The sequence below is a fragment of the Mycobacterium sp. 050128 genome (genome assembly GCF_036409155.1).
GTDB lineage: Bacteria > Actinomycetota > Actinomycetes > Mycobacteriales > Mycobacteriaceae > Mycobacterium.
Window position 1 is genome coordinate 1,731,463 of record NZ_JAZGLW010000001.1, and the last position, 23,954, is coordinate 1,755,416.

Annotated in this window: 26 protein-coding genes and 3 tRNA genes; 11 read left to right on the forward strand and 18 right to left on the reverse strand. The window is 66.0% G+C overall.

The features are described 5' to 3' along the window. Window positions 1-280 precede the first annotated feature (280 nt). Window positions 281-1,003 (forward strand): C39 family peptidase, encoded by a 723-nt coding sequence (locus tag SKC41_RS08315; protein ID WP_330977192.1) that lies wholly within the window; start codon window positions 281-283, stop codon window positions 1,001-1,003. Here the strand turns inward: SKC41_RS08315 and wzm are convergent. Genes wzm through SKC41_RS08340 form a run of 5 tightly spaced genes read right to left on the reverse strand, consistent with a single transcriptional unit; the run spans window position 1,000 to window position 6,237 of the window. Beyond that, window positions 1,000-1,830 carry a galactan export ABC transporter permease subunit Wzm/RfbD gene (gene wzm / locus SKC41_RS08320; protein ID WP_330977193.1) on the reverse strand — a complete coding sequence of 277 codons (831 nt, stop codon included), beginning with the start codon at window positions 1,828-1,830 and terminating at the stop codon, window positions 1,000-1,002. The two genes, SKC41_RS08315 and wzm, sit on opposite strands and share 4 nt — an antisense overlap. Further along, entirely contained in the window at window positions 1,827-2,855 is a 1,029-nt protein-coding gene (glfT1, locus tag SKC41_RS08325; RefSeq protein WP_330977194.1) for a galactofuranosyltransferase GlfT1, read from the reverse strand. Before glfT1 ends, wzm begins: the two co-directional genes overlap by 4 nt. Next, entirely contained in the window at window positions 2,848-3,696 is an 849-nt protein-coding gene (gene wzt / locus SKC41_RS08330) for a galactan export ABC transporter ATP-binding subunit Wzt/RfbE (RefSeq protein ID WP_330977195.1), read from the reverse strand. The genes glfT1 and wzt overlap by 8 nt, the downstream gene beginning before the upstream one ends. Window positions 3,697-3,708: 12 nt before the next feature. Next, window positions 3,709-4,251: a bacterial proteasome activator family protein gene (locus tag SKC41_RS08335; protein ID WP_330977196.1), complete on the reverse strand. Its 543-nt coding sequence runs from the start codon at window positions 4,249-4,251 to the stop codon at window positions 3,709-3,711. A gap of 12 nt (window positions 4,252-4,263) precedes the next feature. Next, a complete protein-coding gene (locus SKC41_RS08340) occupies window positions 4,264-6,237 on the reverse strand; it encodes a DUF6541 family protein (RefSeq protein WP_330977197.1) in 1,974 nt (657 codons plus the stop codon). A gap of 117 nt (window positions 6,238-6,354) precedes the next feature. Here SKC41_RS08340 and SKC41_RS08345 point away from each other — a divergent pair, with 117 nt between their 5' ends. Beyond that, a complete protein-coding gene (locus SKC41_RS08345; protein WP_330977198.1) occupies window positions 6,355-7,551 on the forward strand; it encodes a cysteine desulfurase-like protein in 1,197 nt (398 codons plus the stop codon). 127 nt (window positions 7,552-7,678) lie between these two features. On the opposite strand, the gene SKC41_RS08350 is transcribed toward SKC41_RS08345, so the two are convergent. Then, the gene (locus tag SKC41_RS08350; protein ID WP_330977199.1) at window positions 7,679-8,647 is read right to left on the reverse strand and encodes an NAD(P)H-quinone oxidoreductase; all 969 of its coding nucleotides are present in this window, start codon (window positions 8,645-8,647) and stop codon (window positions 7,679-7,681) included. Between the two features lie 36 nt (window positions 8,648-8,683). On the opposite strand from SKC41_RS08350, the gene SKC41_RS08355 reads away from it, so the two are divergent. Continuing rightward, window positions 8,684-8,770: transfer RNA gene (locus SKC41_RS08355), tRNA-Ser, on the forward strand. A 6-nt stretch (window positions 8,771-8,776) separates the two neighbouring features. Here the strand turns inward: SKC41_RS08355 and SKC41_RS08360 are convergent. From SKC41_RS08360 to SKC41_RS08375, 4 genes are all read right to left on the reverse strand, one after another. Continuing rightward, window positions 8,777-9,826: a baeRF2 domain-containing protein gene (locus SKC41_RS08360; protein WP_330977200.1), complete on the reverse strand. Its 1,050-nt coding sequence runs from the start codon at window positions 9,824-9,826 to the stop codon at window positions 8,777-8,779. Window positions 9,827-9,896: 70 nt separating this feature from the next. Continuing rightward, window positions 9,897-10,085, reverse strand: coding sequence for a hypothetical protein (locus SKC41_RS08365; protein WP_330977201.1), 189 nt, complete (start codon window positions 10,083-10,085; stop codon window positions 9,897-9,899). 28 nt (window positions 10,086-10,113) lie between these two features. Then, window positions 10,114-11,349: a lipase LipE gene (gene lipE / locus SKC41_RS08370; RefSeq protein ID WP_330977202.1), complete on the reverse strand. Its 1,236-nt coding sequence runs from the start codon at window positions 11,347-11,349 to the stop codon at window positions 10,114-10,116. A 34-nt stretch (window positions 11,350-11,383) separates the two neighbouring features. Further along, a complete protein-coding gene (locus tag SKC41_RS08375; RefSeq protein ID WP_330977203.1) occupies window positions 11,384-12,208 on the reverse strand; it encodes a crotonase/enoyl-CoA hydratase family protein in 825 nt (274 codons plus the stop codon). Window positions 12,209-12,231: 23 nt separating this feature from the next. On the opposite strand from SKC41_RS08375, the gene SKC41_RS08380 reads away from it, so the two are divergent. Beyond that, a complete protein-coding gene (locus SKC41_RS08380) occupies window positions 12,232-12,816 on the forward strand; it encodes a TIGR03086 family metal-binding protein (RefSeq protein ID WP_330977204.1) in 585 nt (194 codons plus the stop codon). Window position 12,817: 1 nt separating this feature from the next. On the opposite strand, the gene SKC41_RS08385 is transcribed toward SKC41_RS08380, so the two are convergent. Beyond that, the gene (locus SKC41_RS08385; protein WP_330977205.1) at window positions 12,818-13,720 is read right to left on the reverse strand and encodes a LysR family transcriptional regulator; all 903 of its coding nucleotides are present in this window, start codon (window positions 13,718-13,720) and stop codon (window positions 12,818-12,820) included. 91 nt (window positions 13,721-13,811) lie between these two features. Here SKC41_RS08385 and SKC41_RS08390 point away from each other — a divergent pair, with 91 nt between their 5' ends. From SKC41_RS08390 to SKC41_RS08405, 4 genes are all read left to right on the forward strand, one after another. Next, window positions 13,812-15,245, forward strand: a complete 1,434-nt coding sequence (locus tag SKC41_RS08390) for a PPE domain-containing protein (RefSeq protein ID WP_330977206.1) — start codon at window positions 13,812-13,814, stop codon at window positions 15,243-15,245. A gap of 185 nt (window positions 15,246-15,430) precedes the next feature. Next, window positions 15,431-16,630: an EspA/EspE family type VII secretion system effector gene (locus tag SKC41_RS08395; protein WP_330977207.1), complete on the forward strand. Its 1,200-nt coding sequence runs from the start codon at window positions 15,431-15,433 to the stop codon at window positions 16,628-16,630. A gap of 38 nt (window positions 16,631-16,668) precedes the next feature. Further along, window positions 16,669-16,983, forward strand: a complete 315-nt coding sequence (locus SKC41_RS08400; RefSeq protein WP_330977208.1) for a type VII secretion target — start codon at window positions 16,669-16,671, stop codon at window positions 16,981-16,983. 39 nt (window positions 16,984-17,022) lie between these two features. Continuing rightward, window positions 17,023-17,595 (forward strand): DUF2694 domain-containing protein, encoded by a 573-nt coding sequence (locus SKC41_RS08405; RefSeq protein WP_330977209.1) that lies wholly within the window; start codon window positions 17,023-17,025, stop codon window positions 17,593-17,595. A gap of 119 nt (window positions 17,596-17,714) precedes the next feature. Here SKC41_RS08405 and SKC41_RS08410 read toward each other — a convergent pair whose 3' ends face one another. Together SKC41_RS08410 and SKC41_RS08415 are read right to left on the reverse strand one after the other, a co-directional pair. Beyond that, window positions 17,715-18,185 (reverse strand): DUF4334 domain-containing protein, encoded by a 471-nt coding sequence (locus tag SKC41_RS08410; protein ID WP_330977210.1) that lies wholly within the window; start codon window positions 18,183-18,185, stop codon window positions 17,715-17,717. After that, window positions 18,182-19,255, reverse strand: a complete 1,074-nt coding sequence (locus SKC41_RS08415; RefSeq protein ID WP_330977211.1) for a pyridoxal phosphate-dependent aminotransferase — start codon at window positions 19,253-19,255, stop codon at window positions 18,182-18,184. The genes SKC41_RS08410 and SKC41_RS08415 overlap by 4 nt, the downstream gene beginning before the upstream one ends. Before the next feature lie 89 nt (window positions 19,256-19,344). Between SKC41_RS08415 and SKC41_RS08420 the strand changes: the two genes are divergently transcribed. Together SKC41_RS08420 and SKC41_RS08425 are read left to right on the forward strand one after the other, a co-directional pair. Then, window positions 19,345-19,433, forward strand: a tRNA-Ser gene (locus SKC41_RS08420). Between the two features lie 34 nt (window positions 19,434-19,467). Beyond that, window positions 19,468-19,540, forward strand: a tRNA-Arg gene (locus tag SKC41_RS08425). A gap of 17 nt (window positions 19,541-19,557) precedes the next feature. On the opposite strand, the gene SKC41_RS08430 is transcribed toward SKC41_RS08425, so the two are convergent. From SKC41_RS08430 to SKC41_RS08445, 4 genes are all read right to left on the reverse strand, one after another. Continuing rightward, a complete protein-coding gene (locus tag SKC41_RS08430; RefSeq protein ID WP_330977212.1) occupies window positions 19,558-19,956 on the reverse strand; it encodes a hypothetical protein in 399 nt (132 codons plus the stop codon). A gap of 130 nt (window positions 19,957-20,086) precedes the next feature. Further along, window positions 20,087-20,305, reverse strand: coding sequence for a hypothetical protein (locus SKC41_RS08435; RefSeq protein WP_330977213.1), 219 nt, complete (start codon window positions 20,303-20,305; stop codon window positions 20,087-20,089). A 21-nt stretch (window positions 20,306-20,326) separates the two neighbouring features. Further along, complete coding sequence (locus SKC41_RS08440; protein WP_330977214.1) at window positions 20,327-20,842, reverse strand: hypothetical protein; 516 nt, start codon at window positions 20,840-20,842, stop codon at window positions 20,327-20,329. An 11-nt stretch (window positions 20,843-20,853) separates the two neighbouring features. Continuing rightward, window positions 20,854-21,849 (reverse strand): phosphotransferase family protein, encoded by a 996-nt coding sequence (locus tag SKC41_RS08445; RefSeq protein ID WP_330978799.1) that lies wholly within the window; start codon window positions 21,847-21,849, stop codon window positions 20,854-20,856. Window positions 21,850-22,064: 215 nt separating this feature from the next. Here SKC41_RS08445 and SKC41_RS08450 point away from each other — a divergent pair, with 215 nt between their 5' ends. After that, complete coding sequence (locus SKC41_RS08450) at window positions 22,065-23,006, forward strand: class I SAM-dependent methyltransferase (RefSeq protein WP_330977215.1); 942 nt, start codon at window positions 22,065-22,067, stop codon at window positions 23,004-23,006. On the opposite strand, the gene SKC41_RS08455 is transcribed toward SKC41_RS08450, so the two are convergent. Next, complete coding sequence (locus SKC41_RS08455) at window positions 23,003-23,953, reverse strand: zinc-binding alcohol dehydrogenase family protein (RefSeq protein ID WP_330977216.1); 951 nt, start codon at window positions 23,951-23,953, stop codon at window positions 23,003-23,005. The genes SKC41_RS08450 and SKC41_RS08455 overlap by 4 nt on opposite strands. Between the last annotated feature and the right edge of the window lies 1 nt (window position 23,954).

Here is a 23,954-nt window from a genome sequence, read left to right on the forward strand (position 1 = left end):
GGCACGTTTGCCGCAAGGATAGACGCCGGCATCGCACTGTCGAATCGGGTGCATTCCAGTCCTTTCGTGGCATGCCGCAGCCCTACTAAATCGGCTGTTTTTCAGGGCTTTTCCTGTCAGAACAGCGTCTGGCCGAGGCCTTGGCGGATTCTCGAAGGATCCTTGGCGCGTCCAGCTCGGCGGTGGTCCTGCCAGGGCTCCAAGGATTCATTCAGGGCGATGACCGAGCCTTTTCTCACGCACCTCAATCGCTACGCGCAGATGAGCAAAGGAGCCCATCATGACCACCGCCAAGCTGGCCGGAAAGGCCACTCGGACTGCCGGTCTCGCGATCATCGCCTTCTTTCTGAGCCTCGCGTTCGCGACGGGGTTGGCGCACGCCGACGACATCACCACCGGTGGGATGTACGGCGACCCGACCGCGGCCGCCGCGTTCTGGAAGCCCCAGACTTACGACGACTGCGCGTTGATGGCCGCCGCCGATGTGATCGGCGAGGTGACCGGCCGGCCGGTCTCGGAGCAGGAGATCATCGCGCTGGCCCAGAAGCTGCCGAGCCAGAGCCACCCGGGGTCGATCTACACCGTGCCCAAGAACCCCAGCGACCCGAACAGCGGCCAGGGCACCAGCCCGGACGACCTCCCGTTACTGCTGGCGCACTACGGCGTCACCGCCAGGTTGACCAACACCAGCGACGCGCCCACAACGGGCCTGTCCAGCGGCATGCCCGCCCTCAAGCAGTACCTGTCCAGCGGTCGCAAGGTGATCGTCGAGGTGAACGGCGAGATGATCTGGGGCCAGCCGGTGGATGCCAAGGACCGCAACGGCCAGCCCACCTCCGACCACGCGGTCGTGGTCACCGGGATCGACGTCGTCAACTCCCAAGTGCACATGAACGACAGTGGCGCCGACGACGGCGCGAACGAGACGGTGTCCCTGGACCTGTTCACCAGGGCGTGGGCCACCAGCGATGACGAGATGATCGTCACCGACGCAGCCCGCTAGACCCAGTACGGCACCCGGGCGCGGTATTGCCGCATCGCGAATGCCGCCAGCAGCCAGCCGACGACGGTGAGGACCAGCACCACCGCCCAGTGCCGCATCTCCTGGTGGGCGCCCAGCAACGGCGCCCGCACGATGTCGAGGTAGTGCAGCAGCGGGTTGAGTTCGACGATCTTGGCCCAGTTGCCCGCGCCCTGCTGGCGCAAGGTGTCGTCGTTCCAGATGATCGGCGTCATGAAGAACAGCAGCTGGACGATCGAAAACAGCAGGGGACCGATGTCGCGGTAGCGGGTCGCCAGGATGCCGAAGCACAGCGACACCCAGATGCAATTGAGCACGATCAGCGCCAACGCCGGAATCACCGACAGGTCGGCCCACGACCACGGCTTGGGATAGATCATCGCGACGACGACATAGATGACGATGTTGTGGCCGAACAGGATCATCTGTCGCCACACCAGCCGATAGACGTGCACGCTCAACGGCGTCGGCAACTGCTTGATCAGACCTTCGTTGGCGACGAACACGTCGGCGCCTTCCAGGATGGCGGCATTGATCAGATTCCAGATGATCAGGCCCAGAGTCACATACGGCAGATGCTTGGCCAGTTCGAGGTGGAACAGCTTCGAATACAGCCCGCCCATCGCGACGGCCGTCGTCCCGGTGGCGATCGTGATCCAGAACGGGCCCAGCACCGAGCGGCGGTAACGCTGCTTGATGTCCTGCCAGCCCAGGTGTAGCCACAGCTCACGACGGCGAAATCCGTCGACCAGATCGTTGCGGGCCCGGGTGAAGGTCCGCGACTGGGCGGCGGCGTCGATGAATGTCACGGGGTTCCTCCAGATCCGGATGGTGGCGACCCGGTTCGCCCGGCTGCGCCGCGCTCCCGGTCGCCACTGGGTTCCGATGGTGGCGACCCGCTTCGCCCGGCTGCGCCGCGCTCCCGGTCGCCACTGGGCTTGCCGAACTGCTCACGACGTCCCAAGCGGCGCAACCGAATCCATTCCAGCAGACCCTTGGGATCGCGACGCGATATCAGGAAGAACCAGCCGAACCGAACCCACTCCTGCACCAGCAGCTTGCGTAGACCCGGCTGGGACAACAGATAGCCGCGGTTGCGGTAGGTGTAGAACCGCTTGGTCGCGTTGTCGGGATACTGCGTGTGCATCCGGCCGCCCAGGATCGGGCGGAACTCGTCGGATCCGCAGGGGTGCAGGTAAATCGCGTCCAGGCAGGTCCCGAACGGCAGGCCCGAACGCACCAGCCGGCGATGCAGCTCCACTTCGTCGCCCCGGATGAACAGCCGCATGTCCGGGACGCCGACGGCGTCCAGGGTGGACGCCCGGAACAACGCGCCGTTGAACAGCGATGCGATCCCGGGCAGCAGATCCTGTCCCGTTTCGGTGCGCAATTCGCTTGCGCGCCTGCGCCATACCAGGCCGCGCCGCAATGGGAATGCCAGCCGCTCCGGGTCGTCGGAGTTGCAGACCATCGGTGAAACCTCGGCCAGGCCGTGCTTTTCGGCGCAGGCCAGCAGCGTGGCCAGTACCTGCGAATCCTGTGGACGTCCGTCGTCGTCGGCCAGCCATACCCAACCGGCGCCCTGTGCCAGCGCGTGCAGCATGCCCAGCGCGAAACCGCCTGCGCCGCCCAGGTTTCGGCGCGACGCCAGGTAAGTCGTCGAAATGGGTTGGGCGGCAACAAGATCGCGGACCTGGGCATCCGACCCGCCGTCATTGTCGACGACGATCAGGTGATCGGGCAGCCGGGACTGCGCGCTGAGCATGCCCAGCGACTTGGCGAGTTCCTGCGCACGCCGGTGGGTGACCACGACGGCGAAGATGGATTCACTCATCCCCGGAAGCGCTTTGCGCCAGCGGCTTTTCGGCCTGGATCTGCAACCGGGTCTCTTCCAGCACCTCGCGGACGTGCCGGGCGGCGTCCTCACCCTCGTAGGCGCGCACCACGTCTTCGATGCCGCCGGTTTGGCGGATGATGCCGTGGTCGATCCACATCGCGGTCTTGCACAGCCGGGCCAGGAATTCGTTGGAATGGCTTGCGAAAACCAGTATTCCGGAACGCTCCACCAGACCCTGCAAGCGCGACTGCGCCTTCTTCATGAAGTCGGCGTCGACGGCGCCGATACCCTCGTCGAGCAGCAGGATCTCGGGGTCGATGCTGGTGACCACGCCCATCGCCAGCCGAACCCGCATCCCGGTGGAATACGTGCGCAGCGGCATCGACAGGTAATCCCCGAGCTCGGTGAACTCGGCGATCTCATCGACCTTGGCCAGCATCTGCTTTCGGGTCTGCCCCAGAAACAGTCCGCGGATGATGATGTTCTCGTAGCCGGAGATCTCGGGGTCCATCCCGACGCCGAGGTCGAACACCGGGGCGACCCGACCGGTGACCCTAGCCCAGCCCCGAGTGGGTTCGTAGATGCCCGAAAGTAGGCGCAGCAGAGTCGATTTCCCGGCTCCGTTGTGGCCGACCAGGCCGACGCGGTCGCCCAGCTCGAGCGACATGGTGATGTCGCGCAACGCTTCGACGACGACGACGTTGGAGTTGTTGCGACCGATCGAGCCGCCGGCCTTGCCGAGGAAGGCCTTCTTCAACGATCGCGACTTGGCGTCGAAGATGGGGAACTCCACCCACGCGTTACTGGTCTCGATATGCGGACCGCGAGGACCTGACACTGACGCCTGCTCTTACAGGTACTGCCCGGTGCCCGAGCCCGGACCGTGGCGCCCGATGCCCGGGGGCAGCGCTCCCTGGCGCATCTGCTCGAGCTGCGCGCGGGCGGCCATCTGCTGGGCGAACAGTGCGGTCTGGATGCCGTGGAACAGCCCCTCCAGCCAGCCGACCAACTGGGCCTGCGCGATCCGCAATTCGGCGTCCGACGGATCTTCGTCCTCGTTGAACGGCAGGGTGAGGCGATCGAGTTCCTCGCGAAGTTCCGGCGCGAGACCGTCTTCGAGCTCCCGGATGCTGGTGGCATGGATGTCGCGCAGCCGCTTGCGGCTGGCCTCGTCGAGCGGAGCCGCCCGCACCTCTTCGAGCAGTTGCTTGATCATCGTGCCGATGCGCATCACCTTGGCGGGCTGCTCGACAAGGTCGGTCAGGGAACGCTCGTCGGAATCGTCGTCGTCGCCGGCATCGTGAAGCGCCATGATTCGCGGATCGACCCCGCCGATGATCTCGACGCCGTCGTCGCCCGAGCCGTCGTTGCCGTTAATCAATCCGGTCACCATCCTCTTGTACGTCTATGGGCGGGGCGGTGTGGCATTTCCGCGCCATTCGTAGATCTTGGCCCCACCGTTGTCGTAGATCAGCGCCCACGACTTCGATTTTTCCAGCGACACTAGTCCGTCGGGGACGGCGAACCCGCGAACCGTCGGCTCACTGCTGTAGATGTAGCGGATATTCAGCGCCTTGATCGCCTCGACGACCCTCGGATCGGAATTGCCACGGTTGGCGTAGGCCCAGATGACGTAGCGCTGCGGTCCCGGCCCGGTCTGCTGCGGGAAGTCGTAATGGGTCCACAGCGGGTGCAAATCGGCCACCGCATACATCCAGGCGGTGCCGTCGGTGTTCGCGTTGGCGATCAGGGTGTCGTGGGCGCCGGGCAGTTTGGACAAATACTCCATCGCCATCAGGTCGCGCTGGTCGATCATCACCGAGTCGTATTTGTCGCCGAACAGCACCAGGTGTCGATAGAAGTAATGCCGCGCGCTGAACAGGGTCGTCAGTACCAGCAGGACCGCGGTGGTCGAGACCCAGAACGGTGCGGGCAACTCCTTGAACCGGCCGGTGATTCGTTTGACGACCGCGACCGCGAGCGCAACCCCGCCGAACAGCGCGATGGCTGCCATCGGCATCACCAGCATCGTCACCACCGAGGTGAGGCGGCGCGGATCGTTGTAGAAGAACTGGCTGAACTCCTCGATCGCGGCGCCGACCGCGTTGTGAAACGGGGCCCCCGCGTAGACGGTCGCCACCGTCAGCACCAGCCAGACCGCCACCGGCCACCAGATCCGCTTGTACAGCAGATACGCCATGCCGAGGTACATCAGCGCGACGAGGCCGTACTGGGTCGGGAAATCGTTGAGGTGGCGGGTGTGCAGTAGCAGCGCATCGATGACGCCCTGCTTGGCGCTCTTGAAGCTGGGGAAGGCATGCCCGGCGATGATGTCGGCCTGTTTGAGCACCCCGATGAACTGCGGCGCCAGGATCACCCCCGTCGGCACCGCCACCGCGGCCAGGATTGCGGCGTCGGCGACCCGCCCGCGCACCGGATGCCACAACACGTCCAGCAGCCACCAGCCCAACAGGAACAGGATGACGATGAATCCGCCGGTCAGGTGCACCGACAGCACGCCGACCAACGCCAGCACGGCCATCGGGATGCGGTCGCGATGCCGCAGCGTGGAGGTGATCAACAGGAATGTCGGGATCGCGACGCCGTAGGCGGCCAGGTTGGGCATCGCGGCGACGCCGAACTCAACGTAGGGCACCGAGGTGAACGACGCCGACAGCGCGGCCGCGGTGGCCGAGATCGCGGCGGCGCGGCCCGGCGTCATCACCGGGCGCAGCAGATGCCAGGTCAGCATCGCCGCGCTGGTCGGAAACAGCCAGATCGAGGCCGCGACCGAGTTCAGGGTGTAGCCGGTGGTCGGGGCCGCTCCGGTGAGCTGGCAGAACACCGCGGTCAGGGCGTGGAACACCGACGGGTAGTACAGCGTCTGGTGGGTCTCGACGTTGCGCAGCTCGCCCATGTGGGTGGACGACGCCTGGCCGGTGTCGAGGATGTAGCGCACTTCGTTGGCATGCCACACCGCATCCCAGGTGCTGGGGACGGCCTGCCAGTGAGCGGCCAGCCCGCGGTAGGCCGCCCACATGATCAGCAGCGTGCCCAGCGCCACCCCGGCCCCAACCGCCAGCGCCGGCCAGCCGGCGATGCCCCGCGCCTCGGCGTCGGTGTCGCGGTAGCGGGCCAGTAGCAATTGCAAACCCGTCGCCACCACACACACGACAGCCAGCGCCGCGAGCGCAGTCCAACCGTTCCACGGGATTCCGAGCGCACCGTAGGGAATGATCGCCAGCGCGACGACACCGTAGGTCAGCGCCGGGCCGACTGCGACCGCGATTGGCCAGGTTAGCTGGGCGATACGCGCAACGATTGTCCCCGGGGCGATCAGCAAAAACAGTGCGATCAGCGTTCCGATCCAGAGCCCCACTGGACTAGTATGGCTGGCCGGGTGACCTGGCTCGGGCAGCCACCGGCTGGCTCTGACGTCTGTGGCACCCGCTATCGTCACGATTTCGCTCTAGTGCGCAAGCTCTAAGGTGGCTGCATGGCTTACGACGTCGCCCGGGTGCGCGGACTGCATCCGTCACTGGGTGACGGATGGGTGCACTTCGACGCGCCGACCGGGATGCTGATCCCTGATTCCGTTGCGACCACCGTCTCCACCGCCTTCCGCCGCTCCAGTGCCACCACGGTGGGAGCGCACCCGTCGGCGCAGCGCAGCGCCGCGGTCCTGGAAGCGGCGCGCGCGGCCGTGGCCGATCTGTTCAATGCCGACCCGGCGGGCATCGTGCTGGGCGCCGATCGGGCGATCCTGCTGTCCTCGCTGGCCGAGGCGTCATCCTCGCGGGCCGGTCTGGGCTACGAGGTGGTCGTCAGCCGCCTGGACGACGAGGCCAACATCGCCCCATGGCTGCGGGCTGCGCACCGCTACGGCGCCAAGGTGAAGTGGGCCGAGGTCGACATCGAGACCGGCGAGCTGCCGACGTGGCAGTGGGAGAGTCTGATTGGGAAGTCGACGCGACTGGTCGCGGTCACCTCCGCATCGGGAACGCTGGGCACGGTCACCGATCTGCGGGCGATGACCAAGCTGGTGCACGACGTCGGCGGGCTGGTGATCGTCGACCACTCCGCGGCCGCGCCCTACCGACTGCTCGACGTCAAAGAGACCGACGTCGATGTGGTGGCGGTCAACGCGACGGCCTGGGGCGGCCCGCCGGTCGGCGCGATCGTGTTCCGGGATCCGGCGATGATCAACTCGTTCAGTTCGGTCTCCACCGATCCCAACGCCACCGGCCCGGCGCGCCTCGAGGTGGGCGCGCATCAGTTCGGACTGTTAGCCGGGGTGGTCGCCAGCATCGAATACCTTGCGGCATTGGACGAGTCGGCCCGCGGCAGCCGGCGTGAGCGGCTGTCGGTGTCGATGCAATCCGCCACCTCGTATCTCAACCGGATCTTCGACTACCTGATGGTCTCGTTGCGGTCGTTGCCGTTGATGATGTTGATCGGTCGCCCGGAGGTGCGGATCCCGCTCGTCAGCTTCGCGTTGCAGGGCGTGCCCGCCGAGCGGGTCGTACAGCGGTTGGCGGACAACGGAATTCTGGCCGTCTCCAACGAGAGCTCGCGCGTGCTGGATGCCTTGGGCGCCAACGAGGTTGGCGGCGCGGTGACGGTCGGGCTGGCGCACTACTCGACGATGGCCGAGGTCGATCAACTGGTCCGCGCGCTCGCGTCGCTGGGTTAGATCGCCGTCGCGATCGCCGCGGTCGCACCTACTCTGTGTTTGAGTGCGCGCTCACGGCGAGAATTCGGCAAAGATCCCGCCCTCAGCGCTCACTCGAAAACCTGAGCGCGCACTCGATGTGCGAAAGCTATACGGTCAGCACGATCTTCCCGTGCACCTCGCCCGAGACCAGCTTCTGGTGGGCATCGCCGGCCTGCTGAATCGGCATGCGGGCGCCGATGATCGGCCGTACCCGGCCGTCGGCGATCATCGGCCACACCGACTCCGTCACGGCTGCGACGATCTCGCCCTTGCTGTTCGGGCCGGTCACCGGCCGGCCCCGCAGCGTCGTGCCGATCACGCGTAACCGCTTGGGCAGCAGCTTGCCGATGTTGAGCTCGGCCTTGAGACCACCCTGCATGCCGATGATCACCAGCTGCCCGTCGGTGGCCAGCGCATCGAGATTGCGGTCCAGGTAGGAGGCACCCATGATATCGAAGATCACATCGGCGCCGCCGCAATCCTGCAGCCGCGCGACGAAGTCCTCGTCGCGGTAGTTGATGGTGATCTCGGCGCCCAGGTCGCGGCAGGTCTGCAGCTTCTCCTCGGAACCAGCGGTGACCGCCACCCGGGCGCCCAACGCCCGCGCGATCTGAATCGCGTGGGTTCCGATGCCGCTGGCCCCGCCGTGCATCAGCAGCAGCTGGCCCTCGTGCAAGTGCGCGGTGAGCACCAGATTCGACCACACCGTGCAGGCCACCTCGGGCAGCCCCGCTGCATCCTCCAGCGAGACGCCGCCCGGAATCGGCAACACCTGAGGCGCGGGAACCGCGACGTATTCCGCGTAGCCGCCGCCCGCCAACAGCGCGCAAACCTCTTGTCCGACGGACCATTCCGTGACGCCCGACCCCACTGAGGCGACAACGCCGGATACCTCCATGCCGATGATGTCGCTGGCACCAGGCGGCGGCGGATACTTGCCGGCGGCCTGCAGCACGTCGGCGCGGTTGACGCCGGCCGCGGCGACCTTGATCAGCACCTCGCCGGGTCCGGCGGAGACATCGGGGACCTCTTGCCAGACGAGTTGGTCGGAAGATTCGGCGACGATGGCGCGCATGCGGGCCACGGTACTAGCCCCGTTACCCTTGTCAGCGGTGGCGTGGCAGAGCGGCCTAATGCACTCGCCTTGAAAGCGAGAGACGGCTAAAACCGTCCGGGGGTTCAAATCCCTCCGCCACCGCGGTGTTCAGCGGCGCGGCTGATCGGGCGTCGGCGCGCAGCGAAGAATCGCGCCGATGCCGTCGGCCGGGGAGATTCGCTCGTCGGTGCGCACCACCGACGCGCCCCCCGAAATCGCCAACAGCGGCAGTGCCTCGTCGGCCCGCACCGTCTTGGCCGTCGCGGCGCTTTGCTGCGGCAGTCCGGCGGCGGTGGCAGCGACTGTTGTCATGCGTTCGTCGGCGACCACCAGGGCGTCGTAGATGTTGCCGATGATCAGGGTGTCGACCGTGCCCTGGCCCAGGGCAGTGCAGACCGCACCGAGTCCCTCGATCGCCAGCCCGGATTGCCGGCCCAGTTCGGCGGTGAAGCGCGCCGCGGCGGTGTCCATGGTGCCCTGCCGTTGCCACAGCAGCGTGGTGTCGATGGCGCGTTGAATCTCCTCGAAGTCATAGCCACCGCGCCGGTCCGCGACCGGCAGCGACGTCATCCGCTTGCGGATCGGGTCCGGCAGCGCCGCCAGCAGATTCGAACGCGATTCCGGATCGCCAACCAGGAACAGCTCGCCGAACGACGTGTCGTGCACGAGTTCGCCGATTCGGTTCGCGACGGTGCGCAGTCGCTGCCCCGGCTGCGCATCGGCCTCGACGGATTCGGATAACCGGACGGCATCGACGTGGCGGGTGATGAACGCCCCGGTTCGGTCGGCCACCACCAGCAAGTAATCCGAATTCGCGACCCCGAATTCGAGAATGGGGACGATATACGGCAATTCGGAAACTCGGACGATTGGCACGACGGTTGGCCGCAGCAGGTGTTCGTTGAGGACCACCCCACTGGTCGTGGCCACCACTGCGCGCCCGCCGCGGCCGATCGGCAAACGCAGTCCCATCACGGCGTGTTCGATTGCAACGGTGATCGATTCGTCCGCGCCTTGCCGCTCAAGCTCTTTACCCAGCGCGAGCCATGTCAGCTCAAGCGCAGGGCTGGGGTCGCCGTCGTCATCGGAATCTTCGAAGTAGACCGACGCGAATGGCCCGGGCACACCGAGCAGCTCGCGAAAGCGGTCCGAATCCATGCATCATTGTTGCTCGAATGACTTGGCCGTAAAGGCCGTTTTGTCGGCAGGCGGACCTGCGAGACACGGTCTAGCTGCCGCCACCCTCGGTGTCGTCGAAGAACGACCAGTCGCCGTCATGCTCGACTTCCATCCGCCAGCCGAGTTCGCTGTTGTCGGCCTTGCTGTCGACGAACCAGGCGTGCGCGTCCTCGGCGCTGGCGATGTCCTTGGTCGCGACGATGTCGCCGTGCGGGTTGATCACTCGATAATTGGCCATCGCCGCAGTGTTCCCACTGTCTGCGCGCTCAATCGGTCGGGATTTGTGCCGCGATGGTGTTCATCAGCGTGGCGTAGCGACGTAGTTCCGGGTCGCGGCCGGGTTTACCGCTACTGATCAGACCGGCGGCCAAGTTGCGCTCCGGGTCGGCCCAGATCGCTATGTTGCTCAAGCCCAGACTGCCGAACGCTTCGGGTGCGTTGCGGCCGAACGGGCCCCATCGGTTGGTCCCGAGGATGAAGCCGGTACCCCAGCGAGCCGGCATCAGCCCCACGGCGAAATCCGGCCGCAACCGCCGGGATTCGGTGACCGCGCCTCGCATTGTCTCCGCTTGGAGGACCCGCACACCATCGAGTTCGCCGTAGCGACGCCAGATCTCGGCGAACCGTGACATCTCGTTGGCGGTCGAGACGGTATTGGACGAGGGGATCACCGTGGTCAAGAAGAACGGCTCGTTCGTCACCGGGATCATCTCGTGCACGGTGCCGCCGATGGCCTTTCGGAATATCTGCGCGATGACCGGAGGTAAAGGCCGACCGGTGGCATGGCTCGGAGCGACCAGATCGAGGTCTTGCTTGGCGACACCGAAGTTGGTCCACCGAAACCCAAGCGGGTCAAGGATTTCGGCGGCCAGGATTTCGCGAATGTCCTTGCCGGCGGCGGTGTAGACGATCTCGCGGATCAGGGGGCCCCAGGTCAGCGCGTGGTACATGTGGATCAACCCCGGCCGGTACAGCGGGCGCAGATTGCTCAGCATTTCCTGCACGTACTCGTGATCGTCGGTCCGTTTGAGGTCCGGCAGCGGCCCGGTCGGAAACGGGAGGCCGGCGCTGTGGGTCATCACGTGCCGGATCGTGATGCGGTCCTTGCCGTGGCTGGTGAAAGTGGGCATGTACTCGCAGACCCGGTCGTCAAGGGAGAAGACGCCCCGCTCGACCAGCTGGTGCACCACCGTCGCGGCGATGGCCTTGGCCGCCGAGTACACGCAGAACGGTGTGTCCGTAGTGACGGGGACCTTCTCGGCATCGGGGGAGTCGGTAGGCGCATTGCCCCAGCCGTGCCCGATGGCGCGGTTGAGCACCACGCGACCCCGGTGCCGGATGCACAACTGGATCGCCGGGTGCATGCCCGCCTGATACCAGTGGCGGGCGGCCTGCCAGATTCGTTCGACGGCGGCGCTGTCGACCTCGGAGTAGTCCTCGTCGCCGACCGCGGTGACCGCGTCCAGGTCGGCCGGGACGCGGATCTTGCCGTCTGCAGTCATCGTTGCCACCCCCGCGAGGGTACGTGGCGCCCGGCTACTCCCCGGTGAACTGCGGCGGACGCTTGGCGAACGTCGCCTGGATGCCCTCGGTGAGGTCCTTGGACGGCAGGAACGCCGAATTCCAGGCCGCGACATAGCGCAGGCTTTCCGACACCGCCGCGATGCGCTGCTGGTCGAGCACGTCCTTGACGCCGTAGACCGCCAGCGGCGGGTTGGCGGCGATTTCGGCCGCAGTGGCGTGGGCGGCGGCCAGCGAGGCCTCGGCGTCGGCGTAGACGTCGTTGACGAGGCCGATCTTCTCGGCGCGGGCCGCGTCGACGTCCTTGCCGGTGAGCGCCAGCTCGCGCAGATGGCCGTCGTTGAGGATCAGCGGCAGCCGGGCCAGGCTGCCGACGTCGGCGACGATCGCGAGTTTGACCTCGCGCACCGAGAATTTGGCGTCGGCGCTGGCATAGCGGATGTCCACCGCCGAGATCAGGTCGACGCCGCCGCCGATGCACCAGCCGTGCACCGAGGCGATGGTCGGGGTGCGGCAGTCGGCGATCGCGGTGATCGCACCCTGCATGCGCCGCAGCTCGGTGTGGAAATCCGTGCGGGGGCGGGCCAACGCCCCGTCGGCCAGCAACGGCGCGAACGTGCCGCCCATCGCGGGCAGGTCCAGGCCGTAGCTGAAGTTCTTGCCCGATCCGGTGATGACGATGGCCCGCACGTCCCGGTCGGCGTCCAGGGTGCCGAACACATCCGGCATCTCGGCCCAGAAGGCGGGCCCCATCGCGTTACCCTTTCCGGGCCCGATCAGCGTCACCTGCGCGACGTGATCTTTGACCTCGACGGTGACGGATTCGTATGTATCGGCCATATCGAGACCGTAGCGTGGCGAATATGCCTCGTGATTTGCGACCCGGGCCAGATTCTCCACCGGCCGACGAGCTGCGCAGCGCCGAAGACACCCTCGGGGTGCTGCAGCAGGTCCTGCACACCTTCGCCGGCGACGACATGTCCCGGCAGACCGGCTGCTCGGAATACGACGTGACCCAGTTGACCGAGCACCTGCTGAAATCGATCACCGGCATCGGCGGCATGGCCGGTGCCCGGTTCCCGGAGCGCGATCCGGGCGACTCGGTGGAACGCCAGATCATCCTCGCGGCCCGCCCGGCATTGGACGCCTGGCACCACCGCGGCCTGGACGGCACCGTGCCATTCGGCAAGACCGAGATGCCGGCCAAGTCGGCGTGCGGCATCTTCTCGATCGAATTCCTAGTCCACGCTTGGGATTACGCCGTCGCGGTGGGCCGCGACGTCGACGCCCCGGAGCCGCTGGCCGAGTACGTGCTGGACCTGGCGCACAAGACGATCAGGCCGGAATTCCGTGGCGCCGCCGGGTTCGACGATCCGGTCGACGTGCCCGCGGACGCCAGCGCCTTGGATCAGCTCGTGGCGTTCACCGGACGCGACCCGGCCAGATAATTCACGCGGTCGATTCGGCCGCGGCGCGGACCTTCTCGCGCAGCCAGCTGTGGGACGGGTCCTGATCGAAGCGCGGGTGCCACACCGCGTAGAACTCGAGTTCGATCAACTCGCGAGGCGCCGCGAGAATGCGGGTCTGCGCGGGGTCGGCGTTCTTGCGTGCCACCCGTTCCGGAAGGGTCAGCAGCAGGTCGGTGCCCGGCAAAATGCTGGGCGCCAGCGCGAAGTAGGGCACGCTGACGGCCACGCGGCGCGTGACGCCGAGCGGCTCGAGTGCCCGGTCTATCCAGGGCTGGCCGATGTCGATCGTCAGGTGGGGTAGGCGCAGATACGTGGACAGCGAGACGGATGTCTGGTCGGCCAGCGGGTGCTCGGCGGCGACGACGCAGACGAAGCGATCGCTGAAAAGGTGTTGACTGCAATACCTTTCGGGTGCGATGCGGCCATAAATCGCCAGGTCTATCGTCCCCGCGTCAAGTTTGTCGAAGGCGTGCTGGTCCAGAACTTCGCAACTCACCGTCGAATTGGGTGATTCGGCCAGGATCGTGCGCACCAGTGCGGGTCCGAACGTGGCGACGGTGTAGTCGCTGACGGCGAGGCGAAACGATTGCGTGGCCGTGGCTGGGTCGAACGCCTCCGTCGCAAACAGTTGCTCCAAATGCGTTATGGCCGTGGTGAGTTGGTCACGCAGACGCTCGGCGCGCGGCGTCAGCGAGTAGCCGTCCGGTCCTCGCACCAGCAACTCGTCGCCGAAGTGTCGGCGCAACCGCTGCAGGGCGCGGCTCATCGCCGGCTGGCTTAGCCGGACCCGGTCGGCCGCACGCGAGACGTGTTGCTCCTCCAGTAGCGCCACCAGCGGCGGCAGCAGATTCAGATCCACCTGGTCGATATGCGTAGTGCGCATGGATGTCATGTTAACGATTCATTTCACAAATAGCAGCTGTTACCAGAGGCTTTTAGTAACACCCCGAAGAACCACGGAGGAGCTGATCCCAATGGCACAGACGCTGAACGTAGAACTGGATGAGCTGCTGGCGCGCGCCGGCGAGCTGGAGGCCGCCATTCCGGGGCTACCCACCGAAAACCCCCAAGCGCCGTGCGCCCTGCCGATGGTCGTCACGGCGGCCAAGCAACTGGCGGCGTCCGCCGATAACTTGCGGATCTACCTTGCCGTGGGCGATCGTGAGCGGCGGCGTTTGGCAGAGGCGCTGCGGAATGCGGCCAAAGCCTATGAGGAGACCGACGAGTCGGCCGAGCGCGCCATCAACGACAACACATCGGTGTCGGCGGCGGCCGTGTCCGGGCGTGGGTTCGAGACCCAGGGCGTGCTCCCCATTCCGGAACTCGTCCTCGATCCGACCGAGGGCGCTCCGTATCGAGAGTTGAAGCAGGCGACCAAGGAAATCGCCGAACCCGATCAAGGCGTGGCGTTCGACAGCTTCGCCGATGCGTGGAGCGCGTACGGGCAAAGCCTGCTGGACGCCTCGTACGCGTTCCGGCCCTTTCGATCCTGGCGCGGCGATGCCCTGTATTCCGTCGAGTCCAGCTTCGACCAGCAAAAAGAATGGACGGTCAAAATGGCCGAGGCGTGCGCAACCATGGCCACGCAGGCTCGAAAGGTCGCCGCGGCGCAGCGGTGGGCCTGGGGGTACCACCCGCCGCTGGCAGAGGTCGAGGAGTACGACCGGGCCTGGGTCGAGGCCATGAACGGCCTGGCCACAGCGACGGACAAGAAGGCCAGAAAGCAATACACCGAGTTGCAGCAGAAGGTCACAGATTATTACAAGCTGGCACAACAGGTTTCGGAGCAAGTGCTCGCCCAATACAAGACGAAGGCGGAGCTGCCTCTGACGCCGGTCGACGCGATGCGGCCTCCGCAGGCCTATTACATCGCGGCCCCGCCCGACCTTGGCAACGGCAACGAGAACGACAACGGCATCGGCGACGGTATCGGCGACTTGCCGTCTGGTCCGCAGGACCTGCCCATTGGGGACAATGTTTCCGGCCTGACCGGCATGCCGCCCGTCGGGATGCCGCCGATACCGGGCACGCCGAACGACCCCAAACTCGCCGGGGCATTGGGGGCGAAGCCGCCTTCATCGAAGGTCAAACCGGCGTCAGTGAAGCCGCCGTTCGGTGGCGCGAAGGCGGGGGCCGGTATCTCCCTTTCGACGCCGCTGGGGTCTGCGGCTGGGGCGGGTGCAGGAGGCGGTGTTCCCGCTCCGCCCCGACCCGACCACAGCCGATGGGCCCCTGGGGCGGCCGGCGCAACGGGCGGCGGGGGCGTGGGCATGGCACCTGTGGGCGGCTCGCCGAGCAAGCAGGCCGAAGGCGGCGGCAAGGGTGGCAAACGCGCCGGGGGTGAACAGGCGATCTACACCGAGATGCGGGCGTGGACGGAGGCCGTGATCGGTCTACTCCAAAACTGAGGCGCGCCGATTCCGTTCACCGCGCCGCTGCCAGGCTGTAACGTCCAGCCCTTCATTTGCCGGCCAGGAATGAAAACCGCTGCCAGACATTGGAATTCATCCAACGATTCGATCTGCGCGCGTTAGGCTCGGCCCGCCGTGCGCAGCATCATTGCACTTCAATCACGAGCGAAAGGAATAGGGACATGAGTTGGTTAAGAGGTGCCCACGATCTTGCATATGTGGTCGGACGGGGTTCGCCCGCGCTCGGCGCCGGGCTCCAGCAGGACTGGGTCACGACCGGGGCAAATATGGGTGCGGCGGCCGGGAAGTTTACTTGGTACCTGCGGGACAAGTTCGACATGCTCAAAACCGGATTGGCTAAACCGGGGCCCACCCCGACCCCGACCGCCATCATCGACATAGCGATGGTCGCCGTCGCCGCCTTAGACATGGTGAATGGTTTTCTGGCAGCCGACCAGGGCGGCGCATTCAGCACGGGGAAAGACAGGTTCGAGAACCTGCGTCTCACGCAGGAGCTGGCCAACCCGGACCCCGCGAAATGGGATGGTGATGCGGCGAAATCGTATGCGGCCGTGAATGATCACCTGAAGAATCTCGCGGATATCTTGCAAGAACTGGACAAGCAGACGCAGCAATGCGTCGCAGACCACGCCGCAAAGATTCAACAGGCGCACCGGGTCATTGCATTGTCGCTGTTGGCGCTCCAAGTTGCGCAGGCCGCGGCTTTACTTATGTGGGCGTGGCCAGTGATTGGCCCTGCTTGGTCAGTGGCGTTCCAATCCGTCACGGTTTCTGCGATATCGCTGACCATCATCAGCTACGAGTCCCAAGTGATGAACTCGTCGGGAGAGACAGCACAGAAGTTCGACGCACTCGCGAACGAGTACAAAAGCATCGCTGACCGGGCAGCGCCCACAGGGACTTTCGCGACGATTGAGGTGCTGGGCGCCGATGAAACTTACACTCCCGACCTGCAGGCCATCTCAGACGCACTGTCGGACTTCTCCGCACCGCCGAGCATTGCGCGGCTGGCCGAAATATCCAGCCAGGTAGTCTCGCTCGACGAGCAGAGCCGGCGCGGCGCCTGCTTCAGCGACACTGAAACCCTCGATCAGCGTGAGGCAGAAGCAACGCCGACCGCCGTTGACGGGCCCGCGATGACCGGGCAGTTCGCGGACAGTTCCAGGCAGGTCCCCCAGCAATTGAACCGGGTCAACCAGACCATGGGGTCCGCACAGCCACTCGCCTCGGCGAGACAACCCGCAAAACCCGCCCGCGCGCGGGATGCCGCCGGCGCCGAAGCGGGCTCCGAGGGAGCGGAGCGCGCACCCGTCGATGCAGCGAAAACCCCAGAAGCCAAGCAAAACAACCACATTCGCTGACACGGTGGGTGCGGGAACTCGAAGATAAGGAGACAATCATGATGAACCTGAACGTCGACCCAACACATCTGGCCAACCTGGCAAAGCGCCAGGATGCGGTGGCCGCCACCGCGGTCAACGCGGCCAAGACGACCGACACCGTTGCACAGTGGCTTTGGATAACCCATGGCGTCATCAGCTGGGGATCCAACATTGCGGGGGGCGGTCTGGTGAACCAGCGCCGCGCGGCGGGCCTCGCACTGGCGAAGGCGGCCGCTGATCTGTCCGCAAAACTACGCGCGGCCGAGGAAACGTATCAGGGTGTCGACGGGGAGCTGCGCGAAAACCTCGACGACCAGGCGCAGCCGAAATAGTGCTTGCCCGTTACCAGTTCAGACATAGGAGAGGAAGAAATGCCTCAGTACTTTGGAAATGATGACGACCAGGGCGGTCTTGCCGCGGCGCTGAACTTCTCCGGCTCAGGCAAAGCCGCTGCCGACGATGGCGGCGGTGTCGCCGGCGCGTTACCGGGCTATGCACCGGCCCAGCCCAGCGAGACGGGATCCGGACTGGAATTCGTCCGTTCGCAAACCGCCAAAGAGGAGCTGGAAGAAAATGACAACGAGGTGGACGGAAGCCCGCTGTTCGCGGTGACCAACCCACCGAGGACGGTGTCGGTCGCGGCGCTGATGGACGGAAGAACCCAACGGGTCCGTCTGTCGTCGAAAGTGACGGACATGACCGAGTCCGAGCTGGCGGCCGAGATCGTCGTTCTTGCGGGCTTGGCTCGTCAAAAGGGGCTGGCCGGCCAATGGAATCTGCTCGGAAACGCCGCGCTGCCGGAGGCCATGCATGAGATCGGGATCGCCGATGGCGGGGCGTTGCGCGATTTCGTGACGGATTTCTTGCCCTTGCCGACGCCGGAGCATGCTGCCGCGGCACAGGCAGAAGTGTTCGCCTCTCGATACCCGACAGATCACGACTGACACGCCGCGTCGAGTGTGCGCCTACCACCCCGAGTGTGCGCTCAGGGCGGAAAGACCGCCGAAATCCCGCCCCGGGCGCACCCTCAAAATCCCGTGTGCACACTCAAAAGCCAAGGGCGCTATACGCGCTCGAGATAGAAGTAGTAGTAGCGGCCCACCCCGTCCTGGAAGTCGAGCACGCCCTTGCCGTTCATAATGCCCATCACGGCGTCGTCGTCGATCCTCTTGAAGTGGTCGTGCACGGGCTGCCCGTCGTAAACCATCGTGGCGGTGACCTCGCCGCGGAATTCTTCCAGCCACAGGCTCGCCTCGCCCTTGCCCATCTCCTTGTTGGAGAACTTGTTTCCGTCGGCATCGAGGCAGACCAACGGCTGCACGTCAGTTACCGACGTGAAGGTCTTGCCGAACCAACCGACCTTCTCCAGCTGACCGTTCATCATGTGTCCGGTGAGAAATTCACCGCCCTTCCACTCGCCGATCATCTCGTCAATCGTCGCCGGCTCCAGCGTCGCCCAGAACTCGTCGAGCTCGGCATCGGTGATACTGTCGCGTTCCTTGAATTCGGTAAACTGCTTGCGGGCCGAGCTCATTCGTCCACCTCCGAGTGTCTGATCCAGTCGCGGGCAAACGCCAGCAGTGCGTCGTTTTCTTTGGGCGCGCCGATGGAGACGCGGACCCCGTCGTCGCCGTACTGGCGAACCACGATGCCCGCGTCGGCTGCCCGCGTGACGAAGTCCCGGGTGCGCAGGCCTAACGGCAACCAGACGAAGTTCGCCTGCGACGGCGGCAAGGTGAATCCGGCGTCCCGCAGCTCTGCGCTCACCCGGACCCGGTCGGCGACCAAAGAGTCTGTGCGGGCTAACAATTCGTCGGCGGCATCCAGCGATGCGATCGCGGCGGCCTGCGAGACGTTCGTCACCGAGAAGGGCACGAACACCTGGTCCAAAGCCGTGATCAGATCGGGGTGGCCGACCGCATAGCCGACGCGCAGCCCGGCCAGGCCATAGGCCTTCGAAAAAGTGCGCAGCACAACGACATTACGGTGGGCGCGGACCAGGCCCAGGCTGTCGGGCAGCATGTCGTCGCGAATGTATTCGACGTAGGCCTCGTCGATCGCGATCACGATGTGCGGCGGAACCGCCTCGACGAAGCGGATCAGCGTGTCGGGATCGACGACGGTCGAGGTCGGGTTGTTGGGATTGCAGACGAAGATCAGCCGCGTGCGTTCGGTGATCGCGGCGGACATCGCGTGGAGGTCGAAGGTATGGTCGGTCAGCGCCACCTTGACGGCGGTCGCGCCGGCGACCTGGACCAGCGGCGGGTAGAGCTCGAAGCTGCGCCAGCCGAAGATCACCTCGTCGCCGGCCGAGGCGGTGATCTGCACCAGCTGCTGGCACAGGCTGACCGAGCCGGCGCCGACGGCGATGTGCTCGGGGTCGAAACCCGGACCGACGTGCTTGGCCAGCGCCGCTTTGAGTTGGACGCAGCCGTTGTCCGGATAGCGGTTGACGACGTCGGTCGCTTGCTCGATTGCGGCGCGGACACTGGGCAGCGGGCCGAACACCGTCTCGTTGCTGGCCAGTTTCATCGAACCCGGCACGGTCTTACCAGGAACGTAAACTGGCAGCCCGGCCAGCTCAGGCCGTAGGCGGGCAGTCACTTCGACAGCATATGTCCCCGCTGTGTACGCTATGCCTCCGGCGGTTCAGGGACGCCCGCGTCGAGTCGGGTACCCTCATGAAGTCCAAGGGAGGCGTGCCAGAGCGGCCGAATGGGGCTCACTGCTAATGAGTTGTCCCCCCTAAAGGGGACCGGAGGTTCAAATCCTCTCGCCTCCGCTGAAGTCCTTTCGGGGACACAACTGAAGTACCGGCGCCCGTAGCTCAACGGATAGAGCATCTGACTACGGATCAGAAGGTTAGGGGTTCGAATCCCTTCGGGCGCGCTTTACAGCGGCGGACGTCATTTTTCGGAGAGGTTGACGACCTCGGACTCGGCCAGCCTGTCGCCGGTGTCGGCACCGCGCGCTTCTACCTTCCATTCGCCGGAGGTGATGCCGTTGCTGTCCAACCACCCCCGGCACGCCTGAGTCAATCCCGGGCCGCTGTCCAGCTCGCGGCGGGTGTGCGGGTCGTGGTCGTACTCGGTCCAGGCGGTGCCGTCGCGGCGCATCAACGCATGCGTCACCAGCAGGTGCGCCTGGCACAGCGCGGCGCGGTCAAAGGGGGTTCCTGGCTTGGTGGGGAAATATCCCCCGCAGACTCCGCAGGTCCGCATCACGTGGTCCGGCTCTTCGCCAGCCGCGATCGGCGTGAACCCCAGCGCGTCCGCCGGAAATCCGGGGTCGTCTTCCGTGCTCATTCGCAGCTCCTCGAGCCGTGGCGTCGGGATTTTGACGATAACCCTTGTCGCGCAGGGCCGAGACCACCGGCTCATGCGGTAAGCCGTTGTTCCGCAAGACGTTAACGAGTGGTTACGAAACCGCGTGCAACTAGGCCTTGCCGTCGTCCGACTCGTCGGCGCCAGACTGTTCGGGCATCGGCCCAACCGTCGCGATCATCGGGATTCTCAGCGTTTTACCGCCCGCGATCGGCAGGTGCACGGCGAAGAACACGATCTTCAGCTCCACGCTGACCTGCCGCATAGGCTGGGAGTACAGGTCAAAGCGCATGTCCCGCAGCCGCGCCAGGCCGCGCTCGAGCCGACTCATGGCCTCGACCTTACCGGCCCGCTATGGACGTGGATCGAACGGACGACGCGTCGGCACGGTGACCGTCTGGGTAACCGTGCTGGTCTCGGTGCTCGGGGACAGTGTCACCGTGCTCGTCGGCGGAACGGTCGTCGTCGGGACGGTCGTCGTCGGGGTGTCCGTGCTCGGCGGTGGCGCCGTTTCGGTCACGGTCTGGGTCGGCGGGGGCGCACCGCCGCCTCCGGGTGGGTGGTGCCGCGTGGGCTCCGCGGCGGTGGTGGTAACCGTCGTCGTGGGCGACGGCGTGGGCGTCGTCGTGGTGGTCGGACTCGGCGCCGGCGAACCGCTCACCAGCGTCACGATCGCGTAGGCCACTAGGCCGAGCACGATCACGCCCAGTGCGCCCGCCGCGACCAGCGCCGGCGCGCGTCGGTACCACGGTGTCGGGGGCTCCGGCTCGGGGTCATAACCGCCCTGGTCATAACCGCCGCCGTACTTCGCGGCCTGCGTCGGCTCGTACTCGGAGTAGTAGTCGGGTTCCTCTGGGTAAGGAGGCACGTTCAAAGATGCTAGCCGGTGCCGATCTGGGTCAGCGCGCGCTCGAACAGGTGCACCGTGGCCGCATGCAGTTGATCGCCCACTTCTTTTTCGGCCTTACCGGCGCACGCACGGGCCAACGTGCCCTCGATGACGATGCCCAGCTTGAAGCAGGCCAGCACGGTGTACCAGGTGATGTGCGACAAGTCGCGGGTGGTGTTGGCGGCGTAGCGCTCGAACAGCTCGTCGGTGCTGGCCAACCCGTCCTGGCCGCCCAGTGCGTGGCTGAACACGCTGGTTCCGTCGTCTTGTCGCCAGGTGGCCAGTAGCCAGCCCAGATCCAGCAGCGGGTCACCGATCGTGCACATCTCCCAGTCGACGATCGCGACGACGTCCGGCCCGGTGCGGGAGAACATCACGTTGGCCGCGTGGTAGTCACCGTGCATGATTCCGGGCTTCCAGGCGGCCGGCCGGTGATGTTCCAGCCACGCCGACACTTCCTCGATCCCCGGGATATCCGGGCCGGGGTAGCCGTCGTACTCGCTGTAGGAGTCCAGCTCCGAAAGCCACCGGGGCACCTGACGTTCCAGGAAGCCGTCGGGCTTACCGAAGTCGGCGAGACCCACCGCGACGTGGTCGACGGCGCCCAGCTTCGCCAGCGAGTCGGCCATCGACAGGCCCATGCCGTGCCGCACGCCGGCATCGCCGGCATGTAACGGCGGCAGTCCCTCGCCGGCGTTGAATCCATCGACGGGGTCCATCAGGTAGAAAACGGCATCGCCCAGCACCGCGGTGTCCTCGCACGCGGCGATCAGGTGCGGGTGCGGCACGTCGGAACCGGCAAGCGCCGCAAGGACTTTGGTTTCCCGCAGGATCACGCTGTTGCTGCGCGGACGCAGGTGTCGTGGCCCACGCCGCAGCACATAGGGTCGCCCGGACCTGGTGAACCGCAGCATCACGTTCTGCGTTCCGCCCGTGACGGCCGAAACTTCCTGCAGCGGTCCATCGCCTAGCCCCTGCCGGGACATCCATTCCGCGACCGCGTCCAAGTCCACGTGCTCCACGTCGCAGAACCTACTCTGCGGGCGCTGCGCCCTTGGGTTTCGGTGTGTACCGGAGGGCGATCCTTACCTGTGGGCCCTCTGTGAAGACGGCGCGTGTCACCCTCCGCGAGTGCCAGGAGGCGTCGGCGGCTGGAAGAATAGTGAACGCAACCGACTATCGGGGTGGGAAAGGACTGGCGATGCCGCGTACCGACAACGATTCCTGGGACATCACTCAAAGCGTGGGCTCAACCGCACTCGGTGTTGCGGCGGCCCGCGCCGCCGAGACCGAGAGCGAGAATCCGCTCATCAACGACCCGTTCGCACGCGTCTTCGTCAACGCCGTGGGGGAGGGGATGTGGAGCATCTACGCCGATCCCGCGTTGCTGGCCAAGGCGGTCCAAATCGAACCCGAGGTGCGCTCGCGGGCACAGCTGATGGTCGACTTCATGGCGACCCGCACGGCGTTCTTCGACGAGTTCTTTCTCGGCGCGGCCGACGCCGGTGTTCGGCAGGTGGTGATCCTGGCGTCCGGACTTGACGCTCGCTCATGGCGGCTGCCGTGGCCCGCCGGCACCGTGGTGTACGAACTCGACCAGCCCAAGGTGCTCGACTTCAAGACATCCACCTTGAAGCAGCACGGCGCCCAGCCCACCGCCGAACTGGTCACCATACCGATCGATCTGCGTCAGGACTGGCCAAAGGCATTGCAGGAAGCGGGTTTTGATGCGTCGAAACCCAGCGTCTGGTCCGCCGAGGGGTTGGTGCGCTACCTGCCGGCACAGGCGCAGGACCTGTTGTTCGAGCGCATCCATTCGCTCAGCGCACCGGGTAGTTGGCTGGCGTCCAACGTTCCGAGCAAAGGCTTTACCGACCCCGAGCGGGTACAGCGGCAGCGTGAAGACATGCGGCGCATGCGCGCCGCGATCGCCGAGGTGGTCGACGCCGAGATCACCGATGTCGACGACCTCTGGTACGCCGAGGAGCGCACCCCGGTCGACGAATGGCTGCGCGACCATGGCTGGGAGGTGGCGGCGGTGACCTTCCCGGAGTTGATGGCTCGCTACCACCGCAGCCTGGCCGACGGCGCCGACGATGCCATGCCGCCCACGCTGTACGTGTCCGCACAACGACGCCGCTAGGGCGTGATGACGAGCCGCTGACCGGCGTCGGCGACGCCCCACGCGGCTTCGACGTCGGCGAGCGGCACAGTGCGGGCATCGAGTTCGAAAGCGCCACTGTTGATTTCGGCGGCAATCGCCGGCAGTTCGGCGAGGATGTCGCGGTTCGGGATCGACCCCTGCCCGCTGCCGACAATCTGCAGTCGCACGGCACGCAGTGCGGCGGAAAAGATTTCGGCCGACGGCCCCGCGACCGAGCCGATTTCGAGCCAGGTGAGCGGCTTTGCGCGATCGGATCGGTGGGTGGCGATCCTGGCCATCACCTCGGCCGTGACAGGGCCCCACAGATAGTCGATCACCACATCGACGTCGCGCGCGGCGAGCGCGAGATCGTTTATCGCCGAGGCATTGTCGATTTGAACGACGGTGTCGGCCCCTAGCGCTTGCAGCGCCGCGAGTCGCTGCGCGGCGCGACCGGCTCCGATGACGTGACCGGCGCCGAGCTGCTTGGCGACCTGCACGGCCAGGCGGCCCGAACTTCCGGTGGCGCCGAGGACCAACACGGATTGGCCGGGTGCGAAGTCGATGCGCCGGCGCAGGGCCAGCCACGAGGACATGACGGGGTTCATCGCCGCGGCCACCAGGATGGGGTCGGTGCCATGCGGCAACACGATGCTGCGGCGTTGGTCGATGACGGTCTGTTCGGCCATCGCGCCCATCGTGGTGTCGGGCAGGACGAAGTAGCGGATCGTGCCGTCGGGTGCGCGTCCCACCCCGTCGATGCCGGGGACCAGGGGTAACGCCGCGGTGCTGGTGTAGTGCGAGCCGTCGGCCTGGGACCGCACCCGCGGATGCAGGCCGGCGGCGATCACGTCGACCACGATCTCGTCGGCGGTTTGCGTGGTGGGACTGGGGAACTCGCGGTAGGCGGGCGGCTTGTCGAATGTGGTGACGACGGCTGCGTGCATG

Bases quoted from the DNA above. Each gene is read 5' to 3' on its own strand.
- SKC41_RS08315 (WP_330977192.1), top strand. From the start codon at position 281: ATGACCACCGCCAAGCTGGCCGGAAAGGCCACTCGGACTGCCGGTCTC.
- glfT1 (WP_330977194.1), bottom strand. From the start codon at position 2,855: ATGAGTGAATCCATCTTCGCCGTCGTGGTCACCCACCGGCGTGCGCAG.
- SKC41_RS08335 (WP_330977196.1), bottom strand. From the start codon at position 4,251: ATGGTGACCGGATTGATTAACGGCAACGACGGCTCGGGCGACGACGGC.
- SKC41_RS08345 (WP_330977198.1), top strand. From the start codon at position 6,355: ATGGCTTACGACGTCGCCCGGGTGCGCGGACTGCATCCGTCACTGGGT.
- SKC41_RS08350 (WP_330977199.1), bottom strand. From the start codon at position 8,647: ATGCGCGCCATCGTCGCCGAATCTTCCGACCAACTCGTCTGGCAAGAG.
- SKC41_RS08360 (WP_330977200.1), bottom strand. From the start codon at position 9,826: ATGGATTCGGACCGCTTTCGCGAGCTGCTCGGTGTGCCCGGGCCATTC.
- SKC41_RS08365 (WP_330977201.1), bottom strand. From the start codon at position 10,085: ATGGCCAATTATCGAGTGATCAACCCGCACGGCGACATCGTCGCGACC.
- lipE (WP_330977202.1), bottom strand. From the start codon at position 11,349: ATGACTGCAGACGGCAAGATCCGCGTCCCGGCCGACCTGGACGCGGTC.
- SKC41_RS08375 (WP_330977203.1), bottom strand. From the start codon at position 12,208: ATGGCCGATACATACGAATCCGTCACCGTCGAGGTCAAAGATCACGTC.
- SKC41_RS08380 (WP_330977204.1), top strand. From the start codon at position 12,232: ATGCCTCGTGATTTGCGACCCGGGCCAGATTCTCCACCGGCCGACGAG.
- SKC41_RS08385 (WP_330977205.1), bottom strand. From the start codon at position 13,720: ATGCGCACTACGCATATCGACCAGGTGGATCTGAATCTGCTGCCGCCG.
- SKC41_RS08390 (WP_330977206.1), top strand. From the start codon at position 13,812: ATGGCACAGACGCTGAACGTAGAACTGGATGAGCTGCTGGCGCGCGCC.
- SKC41_RS08395 (WP_330977207.1), top strand. From the start codon at position 15,431: ATGAGTTGGTTAAGAGGTGCCCACGATCTTGCATATGTGGTCGGACGG.
- SKC41_RS08400 (WP_330977208.1), top strand. From the start codon at position 16,669: ATGATGAACCTGAACGTCGACCCAACACATCTGGCCAACCTGGCAAAG.
- SKC41_RS08405 (WP_330977209.1), top strand. From the start codon at position 17,023: ATGCCTCAGTACTTTGGAAATGATGACGACCAGGGCGGTCTTGCCGCG.
- SKC41_RS08410 (WP_330977210.1), bottom strand. From the start codon at position 18,185: ATGAGCTCGGCCCGCAAGCAGTTTACCGAATTCAAGGAACGCGACAGT.
- SKC41_RS08430 (WP_330977212.1), bottom strand. From the start codon at position 19,956: ATGAGCACGGAAGACGACCCCGGATTTCCGGCGGACGCGCTGGGGTTC.
- SKC41_RS08435 (WP_330977213.1), bottom strand. From the start codon at position 20,305: ATGAGTCGGCTCGAGCGCGGCCTGGCGCGGCTGCGGGACATGCGCTTT.
- SKC41_RS08445 (WP_330978799.1), bottom strand. From the start codon at position 21,849: ATGTCCCGGCAGGGGCTAGGCGATGGACCGCTGCAGGAAGTTTCGGCC.
- SKC41_RS08450 (WP_330977215.1), top strand. From the start codon at position 22,065: ATGCCGCGTACCGACAACGATTCCTGGGACATCACTCAAAGCGTGGGC.
- SKC41_RS08455 (WP_330977216.1), bottom strand. From the start codon at position 23,953: ATGCACGCAGCCGTCGTCACCACATTCGACAAGCCGCCCGCCTACCGC.